Annotated in this window: 21 protein-coding genes; 8 read left to right on the plus strand and 13 right to left on the minus strand. The window is 44.5% G+C overall.

Annotated elements, in window-relative coordinates:
* Window positions 1–8: 8 nt before the first annotated feature.
* Window positions 9–1,211, minus strand: coding sequence for an efflux RND transporter periplasmic adaptor subunit (locus tag ABUE30_RS12595; protein WP_408624149.1), 1,203 nt, complete (start codon window positions 1,209–1,211; stop codon window positions 9–11).
* A 144-nt stretch (window positions 1,212–1,355) separates the two neighbouring features.
* Between ABUE30_RS12595 and ABUE30_RS12600 the strand changes: the two genes are divergently transcribed.
* The 4 genes from ABUE30_RS12600 (at window position 1,356) to ABUE30_RS12615 (ending at window position 6,433) form a co-directional block, all read left to right on the plus strand.
* Window positions 1,356–1,991 carry a TetR family transcriptional regulator gene (locus ABUE30_RS12600; protein ID WP_408624150.1) on the plus strand — a complete coding sequence of 212 codons (636 nt, stop codon included), beginning with the start codon at window positions 1,356–1,358 and terminating at the stop codon, window positions 1,989–1,991.
* 730 nt (window positions 1,992–2,721) lie between these two features.
* A complete protein-coding gene (locus ABUE30_RS12605) occupies window positions 2,722–4,611 on the plus strand; it encodes a PTS mannitol transporter subunit IICBA (protein WP_408624151.1) in 1,890 nt (629 codons plus the stop codon).
* Window positions 4,612–4,690: 79 nt separating this feature from the next.
* Window positions 4,691–5,851 carry a mannitol-1-phosphate 5-dehydrogenase gene (locus ABUE30_RS12610; protein ID WP_408624152.1) on the plus strand — a complete coding sequence of 387 codons (1,161 nt, stop codon included), beginning with the start codon at window positions 4,691–4,693 and terminating at the stop codon, window positions 5,849–5,851.
* 33 nt (window positions 5,852–5,884) lie between these two features.
* Complete coding sequence (locus ABUE30_RS12615) at window positions 5,885–6,433, plus strand: MltR family transcriptional regulator (RefSeq protein WP_408624153.1); 549 nt, start codon at window positions 5,885–5,887, stop codon at window positions 6,431–6,433.
* Window positions 6,434–6,509: 76 nt separating this feature from the next.
* Here ABUE30_RS12615 and cyoE read toward each other — a convergent pair whose 3' ends face one another.
* The 7 genes from cyoE to ABUE30_RS12650 all read right to left on the minus strand — a co-directional run bounded on the left by cyoE (window position 6,510) and on the right by ABUE30_RS12650 (window position 12,764).
* Window positions 6,510–7,400: a heme o synthase gene (cyoE, locus tag ABUE30_RS12620; protein ID WP_408624354.1), complete on the minus strand. Its 891-nt coding sequence runs from the start codon at window positions 7,398–7,400 to the stop codon at window positions 6,510–6,512.
* A 12-nt stretch (window positions 7,401–7,412) separates the two neighbouring features.
* The gene (gene cyoD / locus ABUE30_RS12625) at window positions 7,413–7,736 is read right to left on the minus strand and encodes a cytochrome o ubiquinol oxidase subunit IV (RefSeq protein WP_408624154.1); all 324 of its coding nucleotides are present in this window, start codon (window positions 7,734–7,736) and stop codon (window positions 7,413–7,415) included.
* Window positions 7,736–8,344 carry a cytochrome o ubiquinol oxidase subunit III gene (cyoC, locus tag ABUE30_RS12630; RefSeq protein WP_408624155.1) on the minus strand — a complete coding sequence of 203 codons (609 nt, stop codon included), beginning with the start codon at window positions 8,342–8,344 and terminating at the stop codon, window positions 7,736–7,738. Before cyoC ends, cyoD begins: the two co-directional genes overlap by 1 nt.
* Window positions 8,345–8,369: 25 nt before the next feature.
* Window positions 8,370–10,364 (minus strand): cytochrome o ubiquinol oxidase subunit I, encoded by a 1,995-nt coding sequence (cyoB, locus tag ABUE30_RS12635; RefSeq protein WP_408624156.1) that lies wholly within the window; start codon window positions 10,362–10,364, stop codon window positions 8,370–8,372.
* 5 nt (window positions 10,365–10,369) lie between these two features.
* Window positions 10,370–11,293 (minus strand): ubiquinol oxidase subunit II, encoded by a 924-nt coding sequence (gene cyoA, locus ABUE30_RS12640; protein WP_408624157.1) that lies wholly within the window; start codon window positions 11,291–11,293, stop codon window positions 10,370–10,372.
* A 477-nt stretch (window positions 11,294–11,770) separates the two neighbouring features.
* Entirely contained in the window at window positions 11,771–12,424 is a 654-nt protein-coding gene (nfsB, locus tag ABUE30_RS12645) for an oxygen-insensitive NAD(P)H nitroreductase (protein WP_408624158.1), read from the minus strand.
* 28 nt (window positions 12,425–12,452) lie between these two features.
* A complete protein-coding gene (locus ABUE30_RS12650; protein WP_408624159.1) occupies window positions 12,453–12,764 on the minus strand; it encodes a putative quinol monooxygenase in 312 nt (103 codons plus the stop codon).
* A 372-nt stretch (window positions 12,765–13,136) separates the two neighbouring features.
* On the opposite strand from ABUE30_RS12650, the gene deoC reads away from it, so the two are divergent.
* Entirely contained in the window at window positions 13,137–13,811 is a 675-nt protein-coding gene (gene deoC / locus ABUE30_RS12655; RefSeq protein ID WP_408624160.1) for a deoxyribose-phosphate aldolase, read from the plus strand.
* Window positions 13,812–13,857: 46 nt separating this feature from the next.
* Here the strand turns inward: deoC and dsbD are convergent, their stop codons facing one another.
* Window positions 13,858–15,657, minus strand: coding sequence for a protein-disulfide reductase DsbD (dsbD, locus tag ABUE30_RS12660; protein WP_408624161.1), 1,800 nt, complete (start codon window positions 15,655–15,657; stop codon window positions 13,858–13,860).
* A 451-nt stretch (window positions 15,658–16,108) separates the two neighbouring features.
* Between dsbD and putP the strand changes: the two genes are divergently transcribed.
* Entirely contained in the window at window positions 16,109–17,632 is a 1,524-nt protein-coding gene (putP, locus tag ABUE30_RS12665) for a sodium/proline symporter PutP (RefSeq protein WP_408624162.1), read from the plus strand.
* 71 nt (window positions 17,633–17,703) lie between these two features.
* On the opposite strand, the gene ABUE30_RS12670 is transcribed toward putP, so the two are convergent.
* The 4 genes from ABUE30_RS12670 to ABUE30_RS12685 all read right to left on the minus strand — a co-directional run bounded on the left by ABUE30_RS12670 (window position 17,704) and on the right by ABUE30_RS12685 (window position 21,167).
* Window positions 17,704–18,501 carry a DsbA family protein gene (locus ABUE30_RS12670; RefSeq protein WP_408624163.1) on the minus strand — a complete coding sequence of 266 codons (798 nt, stop codon included), beginning with the start codon at window positions 18,499–18,501 and terminating at the stop codon, window positions 17,704–17,706.
* A gap of 406 nt (window positions 18,502–18,907) precedes the next feature.
* Window positions 18,908–19,144: a thioredoxin family protein gene (locus tag ABUE30_RS12675; RefSeq protein ID WP_408624164.1), complete on the minus strand. Its 237-nt coding sequence runs from the start codon at window positions 19,142–19,144 to the stop codon at window positions 18,908–18,910.
* A 26-nt stretch (window positions 19,145–19,170) separates the two neighbouring features.
* Window positions 19,171–20,202, minus strand: a complete 1,032-nt coding sequence (locus ABUE30_RS12680) for a permease (RefSeq protein ID WP_408624165.1) — start codon at window positions 20,200–20,202, stop codon at window positions 19,171–19,173.
* Between the two features lie 401 nt (window positions 20,203–20,603).
* The gene (locus ABUE30_RS12685) at window positions 20,604–21,167 is read right to left on the minus strand and encodes a sigma-70 family RNA polymerase sigma factor (protein WP_408624166.1); all 564 of its coding nucleotides are present in this window, start codon (window positions 21,165–21,167) and stop codon (window positions 20,604–20,606) included.
* A 598-nt stretch (window positions 21,168–21,765) separates the two neighbouring features.
* Here ABUE30_RS12685 and ABUE30_RS12690 point away from each other — a divergent pair.
* Both ABUE30_RS12690 and ABUE30_RS12695 read left to right on the plus strand, forming a co-directional pair.
* Complete coding sequence (locus ABUE30_RS12690) at window positions 21,766–23,250, plus strand: MFS transporter (protein ID WP_408624167.1); 1,485 nt, start codon at window positions 21,766–21,768, stop codon at window positions 23,248–23,250.
* A gap of 46 nt (window positions 23,251–23,296) precedes the next feature.
* Window positions 23,297–24,976: a glycoside hydrolase family 43 protein gene (locus ABUE30_RS12695; protein ID WP_408624168.1), complete on the plus strand. Its 1,680-nt coding sequence runs from the start codon at window positions 23,297–23,299 to the stop codon at window positions 24,974–24,976.
* Window positions 24,977–25,077 lie beyond the last annotated feature (101 nt).

A 25,077-nucleotide genomic window follows, 5' to 3' on the forward strand; every position in this document is an offset into this window, starting at 1 on the left:
GCTCCGTCTTACTGATTCTGAGTTTGGTCAGCGGCGTTATCGGCTGAACTATTTTTAAAGTTAGCCGTTACATCATTCGCTTGAACTTTACTACCTTGGCGAATATTTTGCAGTCCAGATACCACCACTTTATCACCCACTTTCAAGCCCGAATCAACCAACCAATCCTGCCCGATGATACGACCCAATTGGACCTGTTGTTGCTGAATTTGGCTATCTGCATTGACCAACATCACGGTTGCTTGTCCACGCGGTGTACGAGTAACAGCTTTTTGTGGAAGAAGAATCGCATTATTACGCTTGCCTTCATCGAGAGACGCTTGAATATACATGCCAGGTAACAGCAATCTCTGCGGATTACGCGTGATAATTCGCTGATTAACCATCCCAGTTGTCTGATCAACGGTCACATCAGAAAACTGTAACCGACCAGGGAATTGATAGGTCGAACCATCATCCAAGATAAAGTGTACTATAACGCTATTATCAGCATTTACACTCAGTGAACCTTCAGCCATTTCGCGGCGTTGACGCAATAACGCATTCGTGGACTGTTGAACATCAACATAAACGGGATCAAGCTGCTGAATCGTCGCCATCACACTAGTCTGGTTGGCCGTAACCAACGCCCCTTCACTCACTTCTGAGACACCAATTCGGCCCGAAATAGGTGCTTTAATCCGAGTATGATTTAAGTTAATTTGAGCCGTTTGCAGTTGTGCTTCCGCCGCTTGGATAGCAGCTTGTTGCTGTTTCCATGTTGCCTGTGCATTATCATAATCTTGCGCACTAATCGCATTAGTTTTAATCAAACTTTGGTAGCGTTTGGCCTTAAGATAAGAGCTCCTCTCATTCGCTTTTGCTTCGGCCAAGTTAGCCTGCGCATTCGCAACAGAAGCTTGATAACTGGATGGATCAATTTGATATAGTAATTCGCCCGCTTTGACATCACTACCCTCTTTAAAATAGCGTTTGAGGATAATGCCATTCACTTGTGGCCGAACTTCAGCAATTCGATAGGGTTTGACTCGCCCAGAGAGTTGAGTATGCAACTGAACAGGTTGAGCATGAATAGTAACAGTATCTACAGGAACAACTCGAGCACCGCCTTGAGGCATTCCTTTCTGTTTGTTATCCCCACATCCTGTTAAAATTAGGCTAGCCACAATGGCCACCCCTAAAGAACGTTTCAGCATATTTTTGTATCGCATGAATGTCTGAGCCCCTGTCATTTATCCAATCACCACGTTGTGATCAATTATATTGGCGTATACGTCAATGTTGTAGTAATTTACATACATTCATAAATGTATGTAAATCATTTTTTCATTTTTTTAGTAATAAGAGAGCCCGCTATGGCGAGAAAAACAAAAGAAGAAGCCAGCAAAACTCGTCAAATCATCCTCGACACTGCCCTCAAGCTATTTTGTGAACAAGGTATGACAGAAACAAGTTTGACCGATATCGCCACCACAGCTGGTGTCACTCGGGGTGCCATTTACTGGCACTTTAAAAACAAAAATGATCTATTTATAACCATCTGGGAAGAATTCTGCGAACCACTGAGCAATCTAATTGACTCGAGTATCCGTGAAGATGAACCCGATCCTTTAGGCAAACTGCGCTTTTTTTTGATGGCTCTGTTAGATAGAATGAGTCGCGACCCCACCCAGCGACAAATTTTTATTATTCTTTTTAGTTTAGATAAATCCCACCAAGATATCGTCGAGATCCACCAGCATACTCACGTCAAATATCAGCAATTTTTGCAAGATTTAGAACAATCGCTAACCAATGCGATCAAGCGTGGTCAACTATCGCCAACATTCAATTCCCGTATTGGTGCCCACCTTATCAGCGCTACCATCAATGGTTATATTTTGAAATGCATTCAAGACAACGACTCGAAATTCCACTTAAATCAAGCCGAGCCATTGATTGACATGCTAATTGGAATGTTTGAGGACTATCATCACCATACACCCAACTAGTTGCCAGCAATTCATCATTACAGGCGCAGATCATGCGATTCTCTAGTTGCTATATTACACACTCCCTCGAGGGATTTACACCACTATTGAGTTAGATTAGATAGCCACCTAGAGCCATTCTTGCAGCTCAACATTTTCAAAATATGATGCAAAATAAACACATATTTTAGTGCCTCGCATCATCCGATTCAAAGCATCTAAAGGACGATGTAAAGCGTTCTATTTATTGTTTGTATCGGGCTGCTATGTTTCGCCCTTTTAGCAACACTCGATCGGTGTAACTACACGCCGCTTCCATCGCTTAAACACAATCATGTAACTACGACACAGAAAATAGATCGAAAAATAATCAATCGGTTAGTTTACACCCTTCCATTGAAAACTTGTGATATATATCACATTTATTCTTACTATCTAATTTGTTTTTAATCTATTTTGTGATGAATATCACTATATCTCTCATGATTGATCATATCAATAATGAGATATAGATCACTTATTTTGATATTGACTTATATTTTTTTATTAAATTTAGTGTTTTTAATCACACTTATATGTGAAGTAGATCACGCCAAATATCAACTTTTTGTTCAAATAAATGATCACAATCACAACATTTTCATAACCCCCAACACCATTGCACTTCCAATGCTAATTTTGCGTTATCGACAAGATAACTGCAGCCGGGTCGCTCCGCGCTGTCACAACTGCACATTGCAACGGAGTCAATATGCTATCACCAGAGGCAAAGGTCAGGATCCAACACTTTGGACGCTTCCTGTCTAACATGGTTATGCCCAATATCGGGGCATTTATTGCGTGGGGCTTTATCACCGCCCTATTTATCCCAACTGGATGGATCCCAAATAAACACTTGGCCGCTTTAGTCGGCCCAATGATCACCTACATGCTGCCACTGCTACTCGGTTATACCGGGGGTAAACTCGTTGGTGGTGAACGAGGCGCAGTTGTTGGCGCGGTCACCACCATGGGTGTGGTGATAGGAACCAGTATCCCGATGTTTATGGGAGCGATGATTGTCGGACCGCTAGGTGGCTGGGCGATCAAATCTTTTGACCGAGCCATTGAAGGTAAAGTCAAAGCTGGGTTTGAGATGTTAGTCAGCAACTTCTCAGCTGGGATCATTGCCATGGTGTTGGCCATCGTGGGTTATCTGGTCGTAGGCCCAATGGTTCAAGGGTTATCCGCTGCCTTAGCCGCTGGCGTTGACTTCTTGGTGCGGCATGATCTGTTACCGCTGACCTCGCTGTTTGTTGAACCGGCAAAAGTACTGTTCTTAAACAATGCAATCGGTAACGGCATTTTAGTGCCACTGGGGATCCAACAATCTCATGCAGTCGGACAATCCGCTTTCTTTCTTATCGAAGCGAATCCAGGTCCAGGTCTTGGAATGTTGCTAGCTTACTCGCTATTCGGTCGCGGGATGGCTAAACAATCTGCACCTGGGGCATGTATCATCCACTTCCTCGGAGGGATCCATGAAATTTACTTCCCTTACGTGTTGATGAACCCACGCCTTATCATCGCAATGATTGCAGGTGGTATGACAGGAGTCTTTACCTTAGTCACTTTCCACGCTGGACTCGTCGCACCCGCATCACCTGGTTCTATTTTTGCCGTTCTGCTGATGACGCCCCATGGTGCATTTGTCGGTGTGATTCTCTCAGTAGTGCTCTCTTGCGCCGTCTCATTCGCACTATCTGCCTTGCTACTTAAAACTCAGCGCCAAGATGATACTCAAGATATCGACAAAGCAACCGACCAGATGAAATCGATGAAAGCGCAGGCTAAAGGAGAATCAACCGCCATTAGCCACACCGATTATGCCAACGTTCGTCAAATCATTGTCGCTTGTGATGCTGGGATGGGTTCAAGTGCCATGGGTGCAGGCCTTCTGCGCAAAAAGATAAAACAAGCAGGGTTGGATATCACGGTCATCAATAAAGCCATCAACGACCTGCCAGCCGATGTGGATATTGTCATCACTCATCGCGATCTCACCAATCGAGCCCGGAGCTGCGCACCCAATGCAGAGCATCTGTCGTTAACCAACTTCCTAGATGGCGCGATCTATGATTCATTGATTGAAAAACTCCAGCAAGCTCAATCTGGTCATCAGCCAAAATCAGAGGGATCTCAAGCCGCTGATTCAGCGCCAATTAGCGCACCATTTAAACTTACCGAAACAGATATAACACTGGGCTTAACAGCAGAAACCAAAGAACAAGCCATCCAATTTGCTGGCGAACAGTTAGCCAAAGCGGGTTATATCAAACCTGAATATATCGAGGCGATGTTTGATCGCGAAAAACTGGTCTCAACCTATCTAGGCGAATCTATCGCAGTGCCACATGGAACCGTTGAGGCGAAATCGCAAGTTCTCAAAACTGGGATTACCTTTTGCCAATATCCAGCTGGTGTGCAATGGGGTGAAAACAAGGACGACAGAGCTCGTTTGGTCATCGCCATCGCCGCGCAAAACAATGAGCATCTGCAAGTGGTTTCAGCCATCACCAATGCGCTGGACAAACCTGGGGCTATCGAAACACTGGCTACTACCCAAGATGTTCAGGAAATTCTGACCATTCTAAATACCTAAAACTACCAACGCTCAATGTCAGCAGGTCTCGATCTGCCTGCTGGCCCTCACGCTGAATTCTTAAAATTGAGGTAATACTATGAAATCACTGCATTTTGGAGCCGGAAATATCGGCCGTGGATTCATCGGCAAGCTACTTAGCGACTCGGGATTAGAGGTTATTTTTGCAGATGTAAATCAGCCACTACTTGATGCAATCAATGCGCGTGGGCACTACCCCGTCAAAATCGTTGGCACCGAAAGTTCAACGGTCACTGTCGGCCCCGTTTCAGCGATCAACTCGACCACAGATGATGTACTAGAGATGATTGAGTCAGTCGATCTCATCACCACCGCAGTAGGTCCGGCGGTTTTGGACATCATCGCTCAATCGATTGCCAAAGGTTTGATGCGTCGTCTTACAAACAATGATGCGCCGCTAAATATCATTGCCTGTGAAAACATGGTGCAAGCCACAACGCACCTTAAACACGAAGTTTTTAAGCATCTTCCGAAAAGCTATCATGAGCAAGTGGAGGCCTGTGTTGGATTTGTTGACTCAGCCGTTGATCGTATTGTGCCACCGACGCAAGCCGATGATCCGCTGGAAGTCACCGTTGAAACATTCTCTGAATGGATTGTCGATCAAACACAATTTAAAGGGGCAATCCCAGATATCGTTGGTATGGAACTGACCGATAACTTGCTTGCTTTTATTGAGCGTAAACTGTTTACTTTAAATACAGGGCATGCAGCGACCGCTTACTTAGGTGCCTATTATGGTCATAAGACCATTTTACAAGCAATTGGCGATGCTACTATTTATCAACAAGTTAAAGCGACAATGCAAGAAAGTGGTGAAGTGTTAATCCGCCGCTATCGCTTTGATAGGGCGGTGCATGAGGCCTATATTGAAAAAATTCTCCGCCGTTTTGCCAACCCTTACCTCACTGATGAGGTCGACCGTGTCGCGCGCCAACCCATTCGTAAACTCAGTGCAAGCGATCGCCTAATCAAGCCATTACTGGGGACCATCGAGTATGCAACGGCCAATGACAATCTAATCAACGTCATTGCAGCTACACTTTTATATAAAAATGAGAGCGATCCGCAAGCAGTCGAATTACAAACGCTATTGAATCAACAAGGCGTTAAAGCTACTCTGACCCACTATACGGGTCTAGATATCAACACAGCGGAAGTCGAGCGCATCGTCGCCGCCTATCAGCAACTGCAAGCAAATACACCATCTGCAGGCTGAGCAATTGATACGTTGTTAGCTTTGGAAAATATAATGAGTACGTGGGTCGACGAGTCAGACATTTTAGAGCAATTGAATCAATGCAATTCAATACGTGGCTTTTTGCTTCAGACCCATCAGTTATTAGAGCGAGCGGTCGCTCATTTAATTCAACGTGTCCTTAGAAAGGATGATTATGCGGTAAAGTACGCTGTCGGTCCTTTATTGAGCAGTGAAGGACCTTTAGGCGAAATGAGTGTGCGTTTAAAACTTATTTACGGACTAGGGATCATCTCACAAGCGGTTTATCAGGATATCGAACGATTGATCTCACTACGAAATTTTTTAAACAATGAGGCTCAAGAATATCAATTCACTGATGGGGTGATTATCAAACATATCCAACAGTTGCACGCGCTAAGTGACATCTCCCGTTCTCAATTGGAGATGATAACGCATGGACATATCCAACTTGATCCCACTAGTCTTGCCATTTCGCAAGAACGCCAAGGTCGAGTGGTTCGTTCGATTATGACACTAGCGATCGCTGAGTTATGTGATTTACTCAATCAAGATAACAGCTTATTACAACCTGATAATTGAACGTTCAAGCACAGAATGTCACGCCAACCATAAAAAACCAGCAATTGCTGGTTTTTTATGGTCAATAACGAGCATATCAAATTTGATACATACCTATTAATGGCGGGCCGACATGGGTATCTACAGCCATCGCCACACTGAGCGCAGTAATAATTAAAATCGAAGCAAAAAAAACGCGTCGAGCCCACGCCGTATCATCACTATTAGGACGATACCCAAGCAGCGCCATGCGTAGCCACCAAATACTGGTCACAACCGCTACCGCTAGATAACCAAAACCAACATAACCGGAGACTGACAGCATCACGGCAGCCAAAGCAAACGCGATGATATAAGCGACAATATGGCTTTTGGCATGATGCACGCCATGCACAACTGGCAGTACTGGAATATTCGCCGCTTTATAATCATCATAACGGAAAATAGCAATCGCGTAGGAGTGCGGCATCTGCCAAAGGCTAAACATCACCAATAATATAGCCGCACCTGTATCAAATTGACCGGCGACAGCACAATAGCCAACCACGGGTGGGACAGCCCCAGAGAAACTGCCCACCAATGTGCCATAAACTGAATGGCGCTTCATGTAGAGGCTATACACCCCTACATAAATGACAAAACCAAATGCGGCAAAGCCAACCGCAACCCAATTAGTCCAAATGGCTAATGTGACAAACCCTATCAACCCCAACAAAGCAGCATGAGAAAGAGTTTGGGCCACAGAAATAACTCCCGTGACCGTCACTCGGTTTTTGGTACGCTCCATACGGCCATCGATATCACGATCAATATAGTTATTGAACGCACAACCTGAGGCCACAATTAACGACAAACCAACCACCGTTGCAACAAACAAAGGCAAATCAAAATGCCCTTTAGCCGCAAGAAAATAGCCACCAATCGTCGCCACCAAGTTACCGAAAATAATTCCCGGTTTAATGACTAGTAGATACCGCTTAAATTTCAACACGATAACCTGCTAAAACATCATCAGATTATTGGCACTGTAGATAATCCACAATGAGAGCCCAACAACCAGAGAAATAATGAGTACGCTGAATAAAAATGAATAAGTATTCAAGCGACCACTTTCGGTAGTAAAGTTAAGGTGTAAGAAATATTTCACATGCACCCAAATCTGAACCACTGCAAATGCGAAAATGGTATACAACGTCGCAATTTTTGACATGCTCAGATGCATCACCAAATAAAAGGGGATCACTGTTAAGATCACAGCCCAGACAAATCCAGTCATATAGGATTTCACGCTACCGTGATCAGCCGAATGATTTTCGTGACTCATTACAACACCCCCATTAGATAAACAACGGTAAAGACACAGATCCAGATAATATCTAAGAAATGCCAGAACAAGCTTAAGCAGCTCAAGCGTGTGATGGTGCGACGGCCTAACCCACAACGGGCCACTTCAACCATATTCGCAATCATCCAAAATAGGCCAACCGTCACATGTAAACCATGCATCCCAACCAACGCAAAAAAGCCTGACAGGAAGGCGCTTCTGGACGGCCCGTTGCCTTCAATAATTAGATGATGAAACTCATTGAGTTCCAAACCGATGAAGGTTGCGCCAAGCAAAAAGGTCACAAATAACCAGAGCAACACCCCAGCGCGGTTACTCTTATGGGCACAAACCATGGCAAACCCATAAGTAATACTACTGACCAATAGAGCAAAGGTTTCAGCCAGTACATATTTAAGATCAAACAGGTCTTTACCTGAGGGTCCACCATTCACATTCGGATAGAGAACCGCATAGGTTGCAAAAACAGAAGCAAACAAAAGGCAGTCGGTCATCAAATAGATCCAAAAACCAAACTGCGTCATACTGCTTGTATCGTGATGCTCATGGACATCATGCCCATGAGTATTAATTGATTGTGATGTCATCTATTTCACCTACTTCACAATGAACTTATGCATTGGTCTTAACTAGACCTGCTCGGCGAACACTCTCAAGATGAGCCGATTCACAGGCTTCAATCTCATTTGGTTGTACATAGTAGTCTTTGTCATCATCATAAGCTCGGTACAGAAATGAACCGATCATGCCAAGCAGACCAACAATCGCTAACCACCAGATATGCCAGATCATCGCAAACCCTAAGATGAATGAACCAATCCCGATGAAAACCCCAGCAGAAGTATTTTTCGGCATATGAATCGGCTCAAATTTAGCAGGTTGTTGATATGCTTTACCGTGTTCTTTTTGCCATTCAAACTCATCCAGATCGTGAATTTCTGGTGTTTGTGCAAAGTTATAATGCGGCGGTGGTGACGACAGCGCCCACTCCAAAGTACGGCCACCCCATGGATCACCCGTTTCATCGCGGTTTTGCGCACGATCGCGGAAACTGACATAGAACATGGCAATTTGATGCAAAATCCCAATCAAAATGAGTACCGCACCAAAGCAGGCAATAATCAACCAAGGCGTCCATTCGGGGTTGTTAGTATGGTTCAAACGACGTGTCATTCCCAAAAAGCCCAACACATAAAGCGGCATAAAGGCAAAATAGAAACCCGTTAACCAGAACCAGAAGGCACGACGTCCCAACTTCTCATTGAGCTTAAAGCCAAAAGCTTTCGGGAACCAAAAAGATATACCGGCCAAATAACCAAACACCGCCCCACCAATAATGGTGTTATGGAAGTGGGCAATCAGGAACAAACTATTGTGCAGCAAAAAGTCAGCACCAGGAACAGCTAGCAAGACCCCAGTCATTCCGCCAATAGTAAAGGTAACCATGAACCCTAGCGTCCAGTACATGGGGGTTTCAAATCGGATCCGGCCGCGGAACATGGTAAATAGCCAGTTGAACAGCTTGACCCCCGTCGGCACCGCAATCACCATCGTCATCATGCCAAAGAAGGCATTTACGTTAGCTCCTGAGCCCATAGTAAAGAAGTGGTGTAACCACACGATAAAACCAAGCAATGCGATAGAGCCGGTCGCCCAAACCATCGAGGTATAACCAAACAGTTTTTTACTACTAAAGGCGGGTACAATTTCAGAGAAGATCCCAAACGCCGGTAAAACCAGAATATAGACCTCAGGATGACCCCAAGCCCAGAACAGATTGATATACATCATCGCGTTCCCACCACCGGTATTGGTGAAAAAGTGGAATCCGAGATAACGATCGAGTGTTAACAGCCCCAGCGCAGCGGTCAAAATAGGGAATGACGCAACGATTAACACGTTGGTCCAAGTACAAGCCCAAGTAAAAATAGGCATTTGCATTAACTTCATCGAAGGCGCGCGCATCTTCAAAACGGTGACCAAGAAGTTCACGCCCGTCAAGGTCGTCCCGATTCCCGAGATCTGCAGAGCCCAGATATAATAATCAACCCCCACCCCCGGACTGTACGCAAGTTCTGACAATGGTGGATACGCCGTCCACCCCGTTTTAGCAAACTCACCAACTCCTAAGGAAAGGTTAACCAACAACACCCCGGCAAGGAACAGATAGAAACTCAGCGAATTTAAAAATGGGAAGGCTACATCGCGGGCCCCAATTTGCAAAGGCAACACAATATTCATCAAACCGATCATCATTGGCATCGCCATAAAAATGATCATAATCACGCCGTGCGCGGTAAAGATTTGATCATAGTGATGCGGCGGTAGATACCCCGTGTGCCCATTGGTGGCAATAGCCAGTTGGGTACGCATCATAATGGCATCGGCAAATCCTCGCACCAACATCACCAATGCAACCACAATATACATTACCCCAATGCGCTTATGATCAACACTGGTTAACCAGTTCGTCCAAAGCACACCCCATTTTTTATGATAGGTGATCAAAGCGACCAGTATGATCCCTAATAGGGCGACGACACTCAATGTTCCCATGACAATCGGAACATGCCATGGCACCGAGTCTAGCGTCAATTTTCCAAACATCGTGATTACTCCTTACCTGCTGATTCGGTGATGACCGGTGCCGACGTTGAGTCATGCAGCTGTCCAGACATTTTTTTCATTTTCATATACTGATGCATAATCTGCTGGAACATATGCGGTTTCACCGATGAAAAATAGACAACTGGATCATTTTCAGAAGGCTTAACTAATTGCTTATAGCTGGCATCGTTAAGTACTTTGCTCGATTGACGAACCTTCGCAACCCATTGATCAAAATCTGCTTGTGATGGCGTAGCAATCGCTTTGAAGTTCATCCCAGTAAAACCAGCACCGCTATAACTTGATGAAATACCGTCAAAAGTACCTGCTTCATTGGCTATCAAATGAAGCTTCGTTTCCATCATCGCCATGGTGTAGATCTGACTTCCCAATTGAGGAATAAAAAATGAGTTCATCACCGATTGTGATGTCAAATGGAAGCGCACTTGCGTATTTTTAGGGAAGACCAACTGATTCACAGTCGCAATCCCCAATTTAGGATAAATAAATAACCATTTCCAATCCATTGATACCACTTCAACTTGAATCGACGGTGTTCCTGGCTTCACGTCTAACGGACGATAAGGATCAAGTCGATGAGTCGACACCCAAGTAATACACATGAGAATGATGACAATGATGATAGGAACGCCCCAACATACTGCCTCAATCTTATTAGAATGTGACCATTTAGGTTCATACCGAGCACTTGTGTTAGAAGCACGATATTTCCAAGCGAAAAACAGTGTTAAAAAAATGACTGGTATGACAACCAGAAGCATTAATCCAACAGCGGTAAAAATCAGATGTTTTTCCTCAACTCCAACTTGCCCTTTTGGATCGAGTAATCCGCCCTGACACCCAGTCAGTAATGCGATGAACCCAACAAAAAGCAACCGGTAGAGCTTGAGAAATATTCCTTGTCTCATATTACAACCCTTGCTAGAAATGGAAGCTGCGCGGTAATTCAAGGAGCACGAAGTTCCGGTCAATTGCGCATCGAGTGTTCTACATCATCAATCAACGACTGATGCTCTCACAATAACCTTACGGAAAATGTGAATTTATACCCATCCCGCCGACACATTATTCACAAACTTTATACAAAGAGTGTGTATTTGGTAACGCGAAGATAAAATAGTGATCTATATTATAACATTTTATTGATCTTGATCTATCGTCACATCCTGAAAGTATGGCAATAAATTGTGATTCAACAAGCAGCTGAATAAATTTTCCTTGCCATCGAACCAAAAAGACCGTGCAATGTAGCGCTTCAAACCAGCTATTGCGAGATAACCCTTCAAACCAACCATTTGGAGCCGATGGAAGAACCAGAGCACTCATTGAATGAACAACCAAGTGAATGGCAAAGACATACTTGCTTGCCTGCCATTCAGAAGTCGTTAAATGAAGTTGAAAAGTTGCTCACGGCTAAGACGAGATTTAGGTAATTTGGCATTAAAATCACTATCGCTGCGGTATCCCAAAGCGACTACAACTGTACTGGTTAAATGTTGTTCATTAAGTCCCAACTCTTTGTCGAGCGCAGCAAAGTTAATCCCTTCCATTGGCGTTGCATCAATTCCAAGCATGGCGGCATGGCTTAACAAACAACCCAGTGCAATATAAGTCTGTTTTTCCATCCACTGCTGCAAATCTTTGCTTTGAAACAGATGCTGATGAATATATCCCGCACGAATTTTCCCACCTTGTAGCCGGGCTTGCTCATCGGCATATCGACCATCTTCCTGCTCTTTTTCTAAAATTGCATTCAGATACGACGCATCCAGTTGCGTACGAGTACACAATACAATCACATGCGACGCATCCATAATTTTGGGGGCATTATAAGAAGCAGCCCCTGATGCGCCACTGGCAATTCGACGTTTACCCGCTTCATCACTGGCAACCACAAATGACCAAGGTTGTGAATTGACCGATGAAGGGGTAAGACGCAAACTTTCGACCAACTGGGAAAATTGCTCTGGCGAGATCTTACGCGCGGGATCAAATACTTTAGTCGTATAACGCGCATTTGCAAATGACACAGGATTCATCTTTTACTCCTCAGGTTGACGCACAAACTTACAACTCGATTGGGGAAAATTGCTCAACTTGCAAAGACTCAGCTAACAGCGGCTCAATGGTTTTGAGCAGTTGTTGGAAATAAGCAGTCTGAGCATGACGAGTCAGTGCATCGGCATCTTGCCAAATTTCAACCATCACGAAACGGTGATCATTGCCATGATCCACATGCAGCTGATAACCCAAACATCCATCTTCTTGTCGCACCCGCTCAACTATCTCCAAAAAAGCGTGTTTTAATGATTCACTCTCACCAGCTTTCGCCGTTGCACGAGCGATAACTCGAATGCTACTTGTAGGCGCATTTAACATCATCTGTTTCCTCTTTGATCAAGCAACGCATACCCAAAATACTTGAGATGGTCACTCTCAATAATGTGTTTAATGTATTATACATTAAAATAAACACTGGAATTAACCAACCGATTTTTTCACTTAATGCCTAGTCAGTTTTCGCCAGTTTAAAGGCCCAGCGGACGGTTTTGATGCCAGCCATTAAAGCTGGTGCTTTAGCTTCCCTCGACTCCCCCAAGGATACAAATGATTTATTTCACACAATAGAGCGCCTATCCAGCCCAGCTATCCTCATCCCTAGGTCGTCATGCTAAACTAGCGGCAATCAGAATAGCATCAACCGATACCCCACATCGCTGGATGCACAAAGCAAAATAATGAGGACAACAAATGAGTACTGGACGTGATTATGCCCGTTATGTGGATCATACCTTATTGGCTATGGATGCAACCGAGAAGGCCATTGCAACGCTATGTCAACAAGCTCTCGACAACCACTTCTATGCTGTTTGTGTGAACAGCGGTTATGTCCCATATGCCGCTCAAAAACTTGCGAAAAGCGATGTAAAAGTCTGCTCAGTCATAGGTTTCCCTTTAGGTGCGTGCTTAACCCAAGTGAAATGCTTTGAAGCCAATGCCGCGATTCAAGCTGGCGCTCAAGAGATCGACATGGTCATCAATGTTGGCTGGCTTAAAAGTGGCCGTTGGCACGATGTCCAAACAGATATCGCCGCTGTGCGCCAAAGCTGCGCTAACACGCCACTCAAAGTCATTTTAGAAACCTGCCTACTCAGTGATGATGAAATCATCAAAATTTGCAAAATCTGTGTCGAGCTCGATGTCGCCTTTGTAAAAACTTCCACCGGATTTAGTCAAGGTGGTGCCACCGTTGAAGCGGTGAGATTAATGCGACAAACCGTCGGTCCGGTGATGGGCGTTAAAGCCTCTGGAGGCGTGCGCAGTCGTGAGAGTGCTGATACGATGATCGACGCTGGCGCAACGCGAATTGGTACCAGCTCTGGTGTTGCAATTCTAAATGGTGAGCAAAGCTCAAGTAGTTACTAAACTAATCACGATTGATGGGCTCGATTTAGTCATCATAAGTCGCCGTTTATGGTACGCGGCCTTGGTTTTGAGAAGCGGCTAGCTTTGGGGTCAGTTGCGCAGCAGAGATAAAACCACTGATGCGCGCATTTGGGCGCCATTTCCCGGCGGCTGAAAAAAAGTCGAGCGTGGGCAGCCCCAGCACCTGATAGTGGCTCAATAGCGCCTGCTGCGCGTCGCTATAGGTGCTCAAATCTACACGGATCACCTGAAAATTCGCCAATAAATCTCTCACCTGAGGGTCAGATAACGTCTGCTGCGAGAGCTCGCGGCAGGCGACACACCAATCGGCATAATAATCCACTAATACAGGACGCTGAGCTTGTTTAGCCTTGGCCAACTGCTCTTTGAGCGCGGTTAAACTGGTGACCGAAGTCATCGACAGCGCCTTCGCAACAGAAGGACCTCCCAGCCATGGCCGCCATAGTATCACCGCCATCACTACGCACAATAAAGGCGCAATGATAAAACGTAAGAATTTAAAACGCGGCCAACATCGTGACAAGATCTGAGTGCTTAACCACCACAGCACCCAACCGGCCCAAATCAGCCATATGCCAGTACTCCAAGGCTCTGGGATAATCCGCTCTAACAACAATAGCGCGGTGGCCAGCAACAAAAAGCCCCCCACAACCCGCACCTGAATCATCCATGCCCCAACCTTAGGCAAAACCTGCCGCCCGAGTAACGTAATCGCAATCAAGGGCAGCCCCATCCCTAATGCGAATAGATAAAGCGCCCCACCACCAAGCCAAAGGTTACCCGTCTGAGCTATATACAATAAAACCCCAGCGGTTGGCGCGGTCACACATGGTGAACAGATCACCCCCGAGATAGCCCCCATCAGCAAAACTCGCCCATAGGAACGGGTATCCAGATGACGCTGCCAGTGCATCAATTTGACCTGCAAAAAGGAGGGCAGTTGCAGTTCAAACCAACCAAACATTGATACGGCCAATATCACTAACAAGCCGCTTATCACTGAAAGTAACCATGGACTTTGCAACCATACTTGCAATTGCAGACCAAGCCAGGCGACTAGTATTCCCAACAGCGTATACGTTAACGCCATGCCTTGGACATAGCTCACACTAAGTAGCAACGTTTGACGCCAGCTGCGCTGGCCAGAGCCTAAAATCAGCCCAGTGATAAGCGGAAGCATGGGCAAAACACAAGGTGTAAAAGCGAGCAAAAGACCAAAGCCAAAACTCATGGCTAAGGTCAACCAAGTGGACTGCTCTAACCAATCGGGCAAATCGGTGCGGGCCGGTGTGGCGGGAGGCAACATTTTCAAAGGCGAGGATGAAACCGAATTATCTGGGACAAAAATAGAATTACTGCCCGTTGTTAACTTAACGCCGTGCTCAGAGAGCTCTATGCGTTGTAGCATAGGAGGATAACAAATACCGGACTTCGCACAGCCTTGATAACTTACTCGTAATTGCAACGGCAGATGGCTGGAAGGAATATCAACCATGACATTCACCGAACCCGCATAAACACGGGTATCGCCAAAGATAGGATCGTGGTGCGCTTGTCCCGGTGGTTTATAGATAGGTAACGGCGTGGATGAATCAGTTTGTAACTGAATTTTATCGCGATACAAATAGACGCCTGGGGCCATCTGCCAATGCAAGTTTAACTGACCATTTTGATAGTTTGCCGAGAGCGAAATCGCTTGATTCTCGGGCAAAACCGCCCCATAGGCGATGCTGCATGCCACGATAAGCCCAAACAACGCAAACCGCCAAGTAACCCTTAGCTTCAATACCCAACTCATCATGGCCTTTATTTTCTGTTTAGACATGTATGTCCCGTCAACTGATCCCCTCAATCTAGCGGATTTATCACACAGCGGATAGTCTAATCACCAAGAATCGTGAGCTTTAGTGATAACTCGAATATTTTTGAATAAGCCACAAAAGAACACCACTATAGCCAGCTACGCTGGCCAACACGTTGATGTATCAACATCTTGATCCATAAAAATGATGCTCAGCGCTTAGTGCCCTTAGCCCAGCAACATCGATAACCTCAGCCGATCACCTGTATCGGCCAACCATATTATAGTCTTCTATCATTAGCTAATATGCCACATATTTAGATGATTATGCTGAACACGATCGGCACCTCCCATTTTTTTTAAAAAAATGGCTGCTAAAGGGTCCAACTCATGTTAACAATGGATTAACACAACATACGATGTCAGCCGGATAGCTGTGCACCTATTATAATTAAATTAATATGGAGTTTGTTTTGTGAATATATCTAGCCCTATCTATATCACATTTGGTATTTACCTTGTTTGTGTTCTGCTCATTGGTTTTGTGGCCTACTTTGCAACACGTAACTTTGGTGATTATATTCTAGGCGGCCGACAATTAGGCAGTTTTGTAACCGCAATGTCCGCAGGTGCCTCCGATATGTCGGGATGGCTATTGCTCGGCTTACCCGGCGCTATTTATCTATCTGGATTAAGTTCGACGTGGATAGCCATCGGCTTAGTGATTGGCGCTTACCTAAACTGGTTATTTGTCGCAGGTCGCCTACGTGCCCATACTGAAGTCAATAACGATGCATTGACCCTACCTGAATACTTCCATCATCGCTTTGGTGCAAAAAATAAAACGATTCGGGTCATTTCAGCGCTTATCATTCTATTTTTCTTCACCATTTATTGTGCATCAGGCATTGTTGCTGGCAGTGAATTATTTCAAAGCCTATTCCCCGACATTAACTATGAAACAGCGTTAATGCTGGGAGCTGGCGCAACCATCATCTATACCTTCATCGGTGGTTTCTTAGCAGTGAGCTGGACCGATACCATGCAAGCTTCACTGATGTTCTTTGCATTATTGTTAGTCCCCGTCATGGTTTATCTCAATTTAGGAGGCATGAATGAACTACACAGTGCCATTGCCACAGCCTCAACGACACATAGTAAACATTATGGCAGCTTGCTATTTGGTACCTCATTCATTGGTATTATCAGCGCCGCATCGTGGGGGTTAGGTTACTTTGGTCAACCCCATATTCTGGCTCGTTTTATGGCTGTCGATTCGGTTAAATCCATGGCCAAAGCCCGCCGCATCGGGATGAGCTGGATGGTACTTTGCTTGTTCGGCTCATGTGCGGTCGGTTACTTTGGCATTGCCTTTTTTGGGGACCATCCTCATTTAACCCAAGCGATGGCAGTCACCGTGAACGGTCAAACGAGTATCAATAGTGAACGGATCTTCATTGCTTTGAGCACCTTATTGTTCAACCCATGGGTTGCAGGCGTTGTGCTTTCGGCGATTTTGGCAGCAATCATGTCCACCTTGAGCTGCCAATTGCTGGTTTGCTCCAGTGCTATCACCGAAGACTTCTATAAAGGTTTAATTCGCCCCAATGCCTCACAAAAAGAGTTAGTTTGGCTAGGCCGTATTATGGTATTGGTAGTTGCACTGGTTGCTATCGGAATTGCCCAAAACCCCAATAATAGCGTACTCGGATTAGTTTCGTATGCATGGGCTGGGTTTGGCGCTGCCTTTGGCCCCGTTGTGATTTTTTCACTGTTTTGGAAAAACATGACTTCGGCGGGTGCTCTAGCAGGGATGGTCGGTGGCGCAGTCGTTGTCGTGGTTTGGAAGTCGATGAATACCGGATTATATGAAATTATCCCTGGGTTTATCGCCTGTTCGCTGCTTATCTGGTTAGTATCAAAAATGACACCCGCATCAGCAAATGCACTGCACCAGCGCTTTGATAAAGGCTACAATGCCTACCACGATAACTTCTAACTGTCTGCATGAACTCTTAAAAAGGCCAAGTCATTGACTTGGCCTGTCAACAATTCAATTGTTCAGCTTATCTATTGGCTGGCTTTTTCAATCGCTTGCTGCAAAGTTTGCTCATCGACAGCTCCTCCAATAACGGTCGTGTTTTTAACACTCGCACCGCTTGCAGGCATAATAATAAAGGCTGGTGTACCTTGGAAACCAATTTGCCGTGATAATTGATCATTACCAAGAATGGTTTTCTTATAAGGTGTATCTGACACTTTTTTCAGTGGCGCGTTCAGCGCACTTTTCGCTACTTTTTGAATATCTGCAGCTGTCAATTTACCTTCATCATGACCGGTTGCAAAAATACCATTATGGTAGCGCATATAAGCTTTAGCTCCTTTTTGCTGCCAAACTTCAAGACCTGCAAAGGCAGCCGTCGCTGAATTTTCCCAGCGCGAGGCAAAGATTGGCCAATCTCGGAAGATAAACTTCACTTTAGGATTGGCTTTCATCAGCTGTTCAATTTCAGGAGCCATTTTATGGCAGTAGTAACACTGATAATCGAAAAATTCAGTCACCGTAATCTTGGCATTTTTGGGTCCGACGTGGGGAATTCCGTCTAACTGCATCAGCGCAGAGTGCGCGGTGACGGCTGATTCAGTGAGAGAAGCTTGTGTCTCTTGTTGCTGCTTTTGCTGCAACTCTTGGCTCACTTGGACCAGAATTTCGGGGTGCTTTAACAAATAATCAGCAGCAATCTTGCCAATCTGTTCTTGCTGATCTGGCGAAAAGCTGGTGCTTTCTTTGGCGTAAGCGGTTGTCACTGTTGCCATCATCATCGCTGCGGATAATACAGCGAATGTTCGTTTTTTTATGACCATCATCAATAGGACTCACGTGAATAGAAAACCTGTTTGCTACCATATCGGCGTCGTCGTAGCAAAGCAATGGCTAATCACCCAGATTTGGTCACACAATGGATACTTCAACACATTAACGGGTACAGCTTGTTGAATCACAAAAACACAGTGAGGCGTATAATTCCAAATCACTAACACATCGCCATTTTACCTTTGCTATTTATATAACTTTTTGATTTTAAAAAATTAATTATAAATAAGCACTTCAAGTTAAACGCTATATGCAAGGCTCAACTATAGACGCCTATAATGATGGGGAGATGACTATCACCACTTGCTACGGGCAAAAACCCCACAACATGGTTATCAGCGGTTGTGGGGGAAGCTACTTTTACGTAGGCAACTATCAGCACCATATAGAATGATGTGTTTAGGCCATTAGCCATTGCTCAACATTGCTGCGAGAGGGGATGCCTCCAGAATGCACGACCTTATCATCCACCACCACACCCGGCGTGGAAAGAATACCAAAGCGCATAATTTCACGCATCTCTTCGACCTTTTCCAATTCAATGGCAATGCCTTTTTCTGTCGCCACTGTGGTGATGAGTTTAGCGACGGCTTTGCAATTAGCGCATCCGCTACCGAGAACTTTAATATGTTTCATAAATAGACCTCTTGTTTAACTGGCAGCTATAGCGCTGCATTGAATATGTACCCAACTAACAAAATGCCGCAGGCAACCACGCCGACAAACGTGGCGATCAGCCTGATTTTGAGCACCTTGCGCAATATCACCATTTCAGGAAAAGACAGAGCAATGACACTCATCATAAAAGCCAGTACCGTGCCCAGTGCCGCCCCTTTGGCAAGCAATGCTTGTACAATAGGGATCACTCCAGCGGCGTTGGTATACATGGGAATACCAATAACCACCGCAAGTGGCACCGCCCACCAAGTATCTTTCCCCATCACTGCGGCCATGAAATCTTCGGGCACATAACCGTGAATGGCGCCACCAATAGCGATACCGACTAAAATGTAGGGCCAGACTTTACCCACGATTTCACGCACGCTTTGAAAGCCCGCATCAAGACGTTCTGTGAGACTCATATTTTTACTGACAAATTGCGCGTTGAGCTTGGGCATATCGCGCACCCAATCTTGCAGATGCGCTTCCATTTTCAGCCTTCCGATGATCCAACCGGCGACAATCGCCACAGATAACCCTAAGCCAAGATAGAGCAGAGCGACCTTCCAACCAAACATTCCGAAAAGCAGTGTTAAAGCCACCTCGTTCACCATCGGTGCAGCAATCAAAAATGAAAAAGTCACGCCTAACGGAACCCCAGCCTGAACAAAGCCAATAAACAACGGCACCGCAGAGCAAGAACAGAACGGGGTTACAATCCCCAAGCTAGCGGCCATCACATTAGCCACACCTTCAGAGCGACCCGCAAGCAATGCTCGCGTGCGCTCAGGGGTGAAATAGCTATTGATCATCCCCATGACGAAGACAATGCCCGTCAAAAGTAGCAGCACTTTAGGGGTATCGTAGAAGAAAAACTGCAATGCGCCGCCCAAATGACTATCACGCGATACGGGTAAAACAGCCACCAGCGCTTCAGAGAGAGGGATCAGCGCTAGGTAAACGCCTATCCACAAGAGTGCAGTCAACCCCAAAAATATTTTGGGGCGATGCAAAAGCCCGCGTAATACACCCATAATTGTTTTATTTCCCCATTAAAAATAATAACTTAGTCTATATTCCAAGCCTTACCCTTAAACCTAATACAGCACCGGGCTCGATCGACTCGGTGCTTTGGTCTTACTGATCCAACATACGCAATCGGACAGTACTTGTTTTAAGTGGCTCATAGAGAAGACGAATCAATAGAGAAAAGGATTCTTAACATTTCAACGATTCAGTGAGATCTTGCGAGACCAATCCATCCAAGCTTGTAAGCAACATGCTGATGTGATTGAAAATAAGGAGTAGAAATATTGAAAGGTCAAAAGTAAATAAGCGTCATTGACTTTTTAAAAATACAGTAAAACAACACCTAGTTGCTAACCACCTATTTGTAAGAAGGTTAAAGATGGACTAAGAATTCAGGAAAAAAGCACTATTCAAGCTCATGGTTTGTGGTACGCGGTACATGGCAGCAAACCTTACCACTCTCATCAAAATGGACCTGACAATTTTGGATGAGATGATCACGTAGCCGCTTGCGAGCACGAAGCAGGCGCGATTTTGCAGCGGCCAGACTGAGCTGATGAGCCTTAGCATAGGCGTAAACGGTTTGCCCTTGAAGATCGCACGCGGCAATAATGTGGCGATCGTCGGCCGCCATCGCCTGTAGATTATGCACAACGCAACTATCCAGTTCATCGACAGGTGGGCGCTCAAAGGTAGCAGATGCCACTGATTCTTCTGATAGTTCGACGTGAGGTTTGTTCAATCGGGCTGTATCTATCAGTGCATTGCGAGCAACTTGAAACAGCCATGCACGAGGGTTTTTAAGTGTGCAAAACCCTTGGCCTTGACGTATCGACTTGAGAAATACAGTTTGCAACAGATCGTCGGCCAAATGGCTATCCCGCGTATGGCTTATCAAAAAAGCGAGCAGCTCTTTTTCATGGGCCTCCCACGCGCGTAAAACACAGGTAAAATCCGTATGCTTCGTCACCTATCTAGCCTCTTATTTGCCTTAATCTTAGCGATCTAGCGACTCAATTATATTCAACATTTGCACCGCTACACATGACTTAAAAAACTAATTTACCTGTTTTATTGGTCATCAACCAGTTTTTTATTAATCTTCCTTTATGATATTCACCGGTCAATTTCACGATTTTACCTATTAAATTTGAATCTAAAAAAACAAAAAATCATAACCAAATTGTGATTAATGATAACTTTTAACTATATTAAAAAATTTTATTATTCAATTGAAATGACTATTACATCACATAAGTGAAATATCATAACGCCAAAATCATTTTAAGTAACTTGACCTGGATAAATAATTCATAAAGATTACATAAAGATTAAAAGTAGATTACAACCAAATAAATTATATATCTGGATAAAAAATGAAAAATAACAGAGCGAATAACGAATAGAACAATCACTTAGGGATTAATTGATACCGTCTGTAATTTTACATAGCAGACCACCCTATTAATCCTTGCTTACTTTTATACTGGCTAAGTTAATAGGGAAGGTCACCATAGGGTAACTATTAAGCTAGTATTTCACTTATTTATTTTAAGGAATCTCATAAAATGAGTGACTCAATACAACTGCAGCGAGAAATCAAGAAAGATGAGTATCACAAGCTTGGTCTCTGGGAGCGAACAGCTTATGGTTTGGGCGACTTTGCCAATAATTTGACCTTCGGGACAGTTGGCGGTTTTCTAGCTCTTTATATGACAACCGTCAATTCAATTGGTACGTTAGAAGCAGGCTTCATCTTCCTGATTGTTCGTATTGTCAATGTATTCTGGGATCCGATGGTCGGGACTTACGTCGATAAACATACATCTAAAGCAGGAAAGTATCGGCCATGGATCCTACGTGCCGGTACCCCTCTCATGATTTTTTCCCTCTTGATGTTTGCACCCCTGCCTTTTGCAAAAGCTAATATTCCTTTTGCATTTATCACTTACTTTTTAATGGATTTGATCTACTCCGTCGTCAATATTCCCTATGCATCGCTCAACGCTTCACTCACCCGCGATCCTGAGTCTGTGGATAAAATTACGACAACACGCATGATGCTGGCAAACATTGCAAATCTCTTGGTTTATACCTTATTTCCTATGTTTGTTCAGATGGCTTCACCAAAAAATAACTACCTACAAGATACAGGTTTCTTTGGTTTGAAGCTTCATCTAGGAACATATACAGATCCTTCTGCTCAGTACGCTTGGTTTTCAGTCTATCTCATCTATGCAATTCTTGGTGGCATTGCATTCTTTTTTTGCTACAACTTTACCAAGGAGCGTGTCGTCGCAACCAAAGAACAATCAGCCAAAGTAAAAGCCATGGATATATTTAGTGAGCTTAAAAACAACCGACCTCTGGTTATTCTAGGCCTCTTCTTCATGCTAGCTTTTACCTTCATGTTCTTTATGAATACCGTCAACGGCTACTTCAATCAATATGTTGTTAATAAATCAAACTGGATGGGTGCAGTAGGCCTAATATCGTCTATTCCTGGCATTATCTTCCCAATCTTTTGGCCACGCCTTAAGAAAATATTGGGCAAGAAAGGGTTCTTCCATTTCTTTCTTGCGATGTTTGTCGTCGGTGAAATACTCACATGGGTATGGTCTTTAAATGGGATGCACGATGCCCTTTGGCTTGCTTATATTGCAACCTTCCTAAAGCAATGGGGACTTACATCTGCGACTGGTTTCATGTGGGCACTTGTACCCGAAGTTGTTTCTTATGGAGAGCTACACTCAGGCAAACGGAATGCCGCTATTATTAATGCTATTATGGGTATCTTTTATAAAATTGGTTTTACGCTTGGTGGCGCAATTCCACTCTGGTTCCTTGCAGCAAATGGCTTTAATGAACATTCTGCCACACAACATGCAACTGCTATCTCAGGCATTAATCTAACTGCCATTTGGATCCCCATTATTCTTGCCATAGTTTCAATGATTATCATACAACTTTACCCCATATCAGATGCAGATATAGAAACAATTAATGAACAACTTGATACCAAACGTGCGCAAGTAAAAGCAACACAAGCATAGTGTTACATATTTTCACTTAATTTACCGTTGGTAAGGCCATCACAAAATGTCAAAAATTCAGAATCCTATTCTTCCCGGTTTTAATGCTGACCCTAGTATTATTCGCGTTAAGGATACTTACTACATTGCAAACTCAACTTTCGAGTGGTTTCCAGGCGTTCGATTGCATGAATCCAAAAACTTAGCGCAGTGGAATTTATTACCTAGTCCACTTTCAACAACGAAATTGCTTGATATGAAGGGTAATCCTTCCTCTGGTGGTATTTGGGCACCCGACCTGTCTTATGCAGACGGCAAGTTTTGGCTCGTTTATACGGATGTAAAAGTGACCGAAGGTGCATTCAAAGATATGACGAACTATTTGACGACAGCCACAGACATCAATGGTCCATGGACAGACCCGATCAAATTGAACGGTGTTGGATTTGACGCGTCACTCTTGCATGACGAAGACGGTCGCAAATACCTGGCACAACAAACTTGGGATCATCGTGAGTATCATCATCCCTTCGATGGCATTACTTTGACCGAGTTTGATACAACAACGATGAAACTGCGTCCTGAAACAGCACGTACAATTTACAACGGCACAAATGTAAAATTGCCAGAAGGGCCACACATCTATAAGATCGATAACTATTACTACCTCTTTATCGCCCAAGGCGGCACTGTCTTTGCCCACCAAGAGGTTGTGGCTCGTTCTAAAACACTGGATACATTGTCATTTGAAACAGCACCCGGTGATCCATTCATAACCAACTTTGATACCCCTAACCACTATCTGCAAAAACAAGGTCACGGTAGCTTAGTATCGACGCCTGCTGGCGAATGGTACTACGCTTCACTCGCTGCTCGTCCTTGGAATCATGCCCATGAATCTAGCTCAGACCCACGTGGTTGGTGTCCATTGGGCCGAGAAACATCTATCCAAAAGGTATACTGGGATGAGGCGGGTTGGCCACGCATTGAAGGCGGTCATGGAGGGAAGACTTTTGTCGACGGACCAAAAGATGCTCGGATAACAAAAGTACCAGCCGATCATAGTCTCCATGACAACTTCACCCATCCAACACTTGATATGAATTGGAATACCTTACGTGTGCCCTTTTCAGAGGCAATGGGAACAACAGGGAATGGTCAATTGACCCTCATAGGTCGAGGTTCACTAACCAACACGCATGACCTTTCACTCATTGCACGCCGCTGGCAAGCCTTCTACTTTGACGCAACTGTCAAAGTCAAATTTAACCCGTTTAATTATCAACAAATGGCTGGTTTAACTAACTACTACAATGATCGCCATTGGAGTTTTGCCTTTATTACTTGGAATGAAATCAATGGTCATGTCATCGAAGTCAGCGAGAATAATCGTGGTAACTACACATCTTATTTGAAATATGATGCGATTAAAGTTCCGGCTGGAACAGAATATGTGTGGTTGCGCACGAAAGTTCGTAAAGAAAGTTATACTTATGAATACAGCTTTGATAGTAAAAACTTTACAGAAATCCCGGTTACACTCGATGCAGCCATTCTTTCAGATGATTATGTTCTACAAAGCTATGGCGGCTTTTTCACCGGCGCTTTCGTTGGACTTGCAGCGGTTGACTACTCAGGCTATGAACTCAAAGCTGAATTTAGCGATTTTAGCTACAAAGAACTCGGCGACAAATTGCTTGCGGATGGTTCATATAGGTGGGATGCAAGTGAATCACGGTTTGACTAATGTTGAACCTTAAACTTGAAGCGATGATTGGTCATTCAAGCTCGAACATGGTGTTTTGAGCAACGATTAGAGTGACCGAAAAATCTGTATATTGCTCTCGG

Origin of the sequence: Celerinatantimonas yamalensis, from assembly GCF_046054155.1 — a bacterium.
In the GTDB taxonomy this organism is placed as follows: Bacteria; Pseudomonadota; Gammaproteobacteria; order Enterobacterales; family Celerinatantimonadaceae; genus Celerinatantimonas; species Celerinatantimonas yamalensis.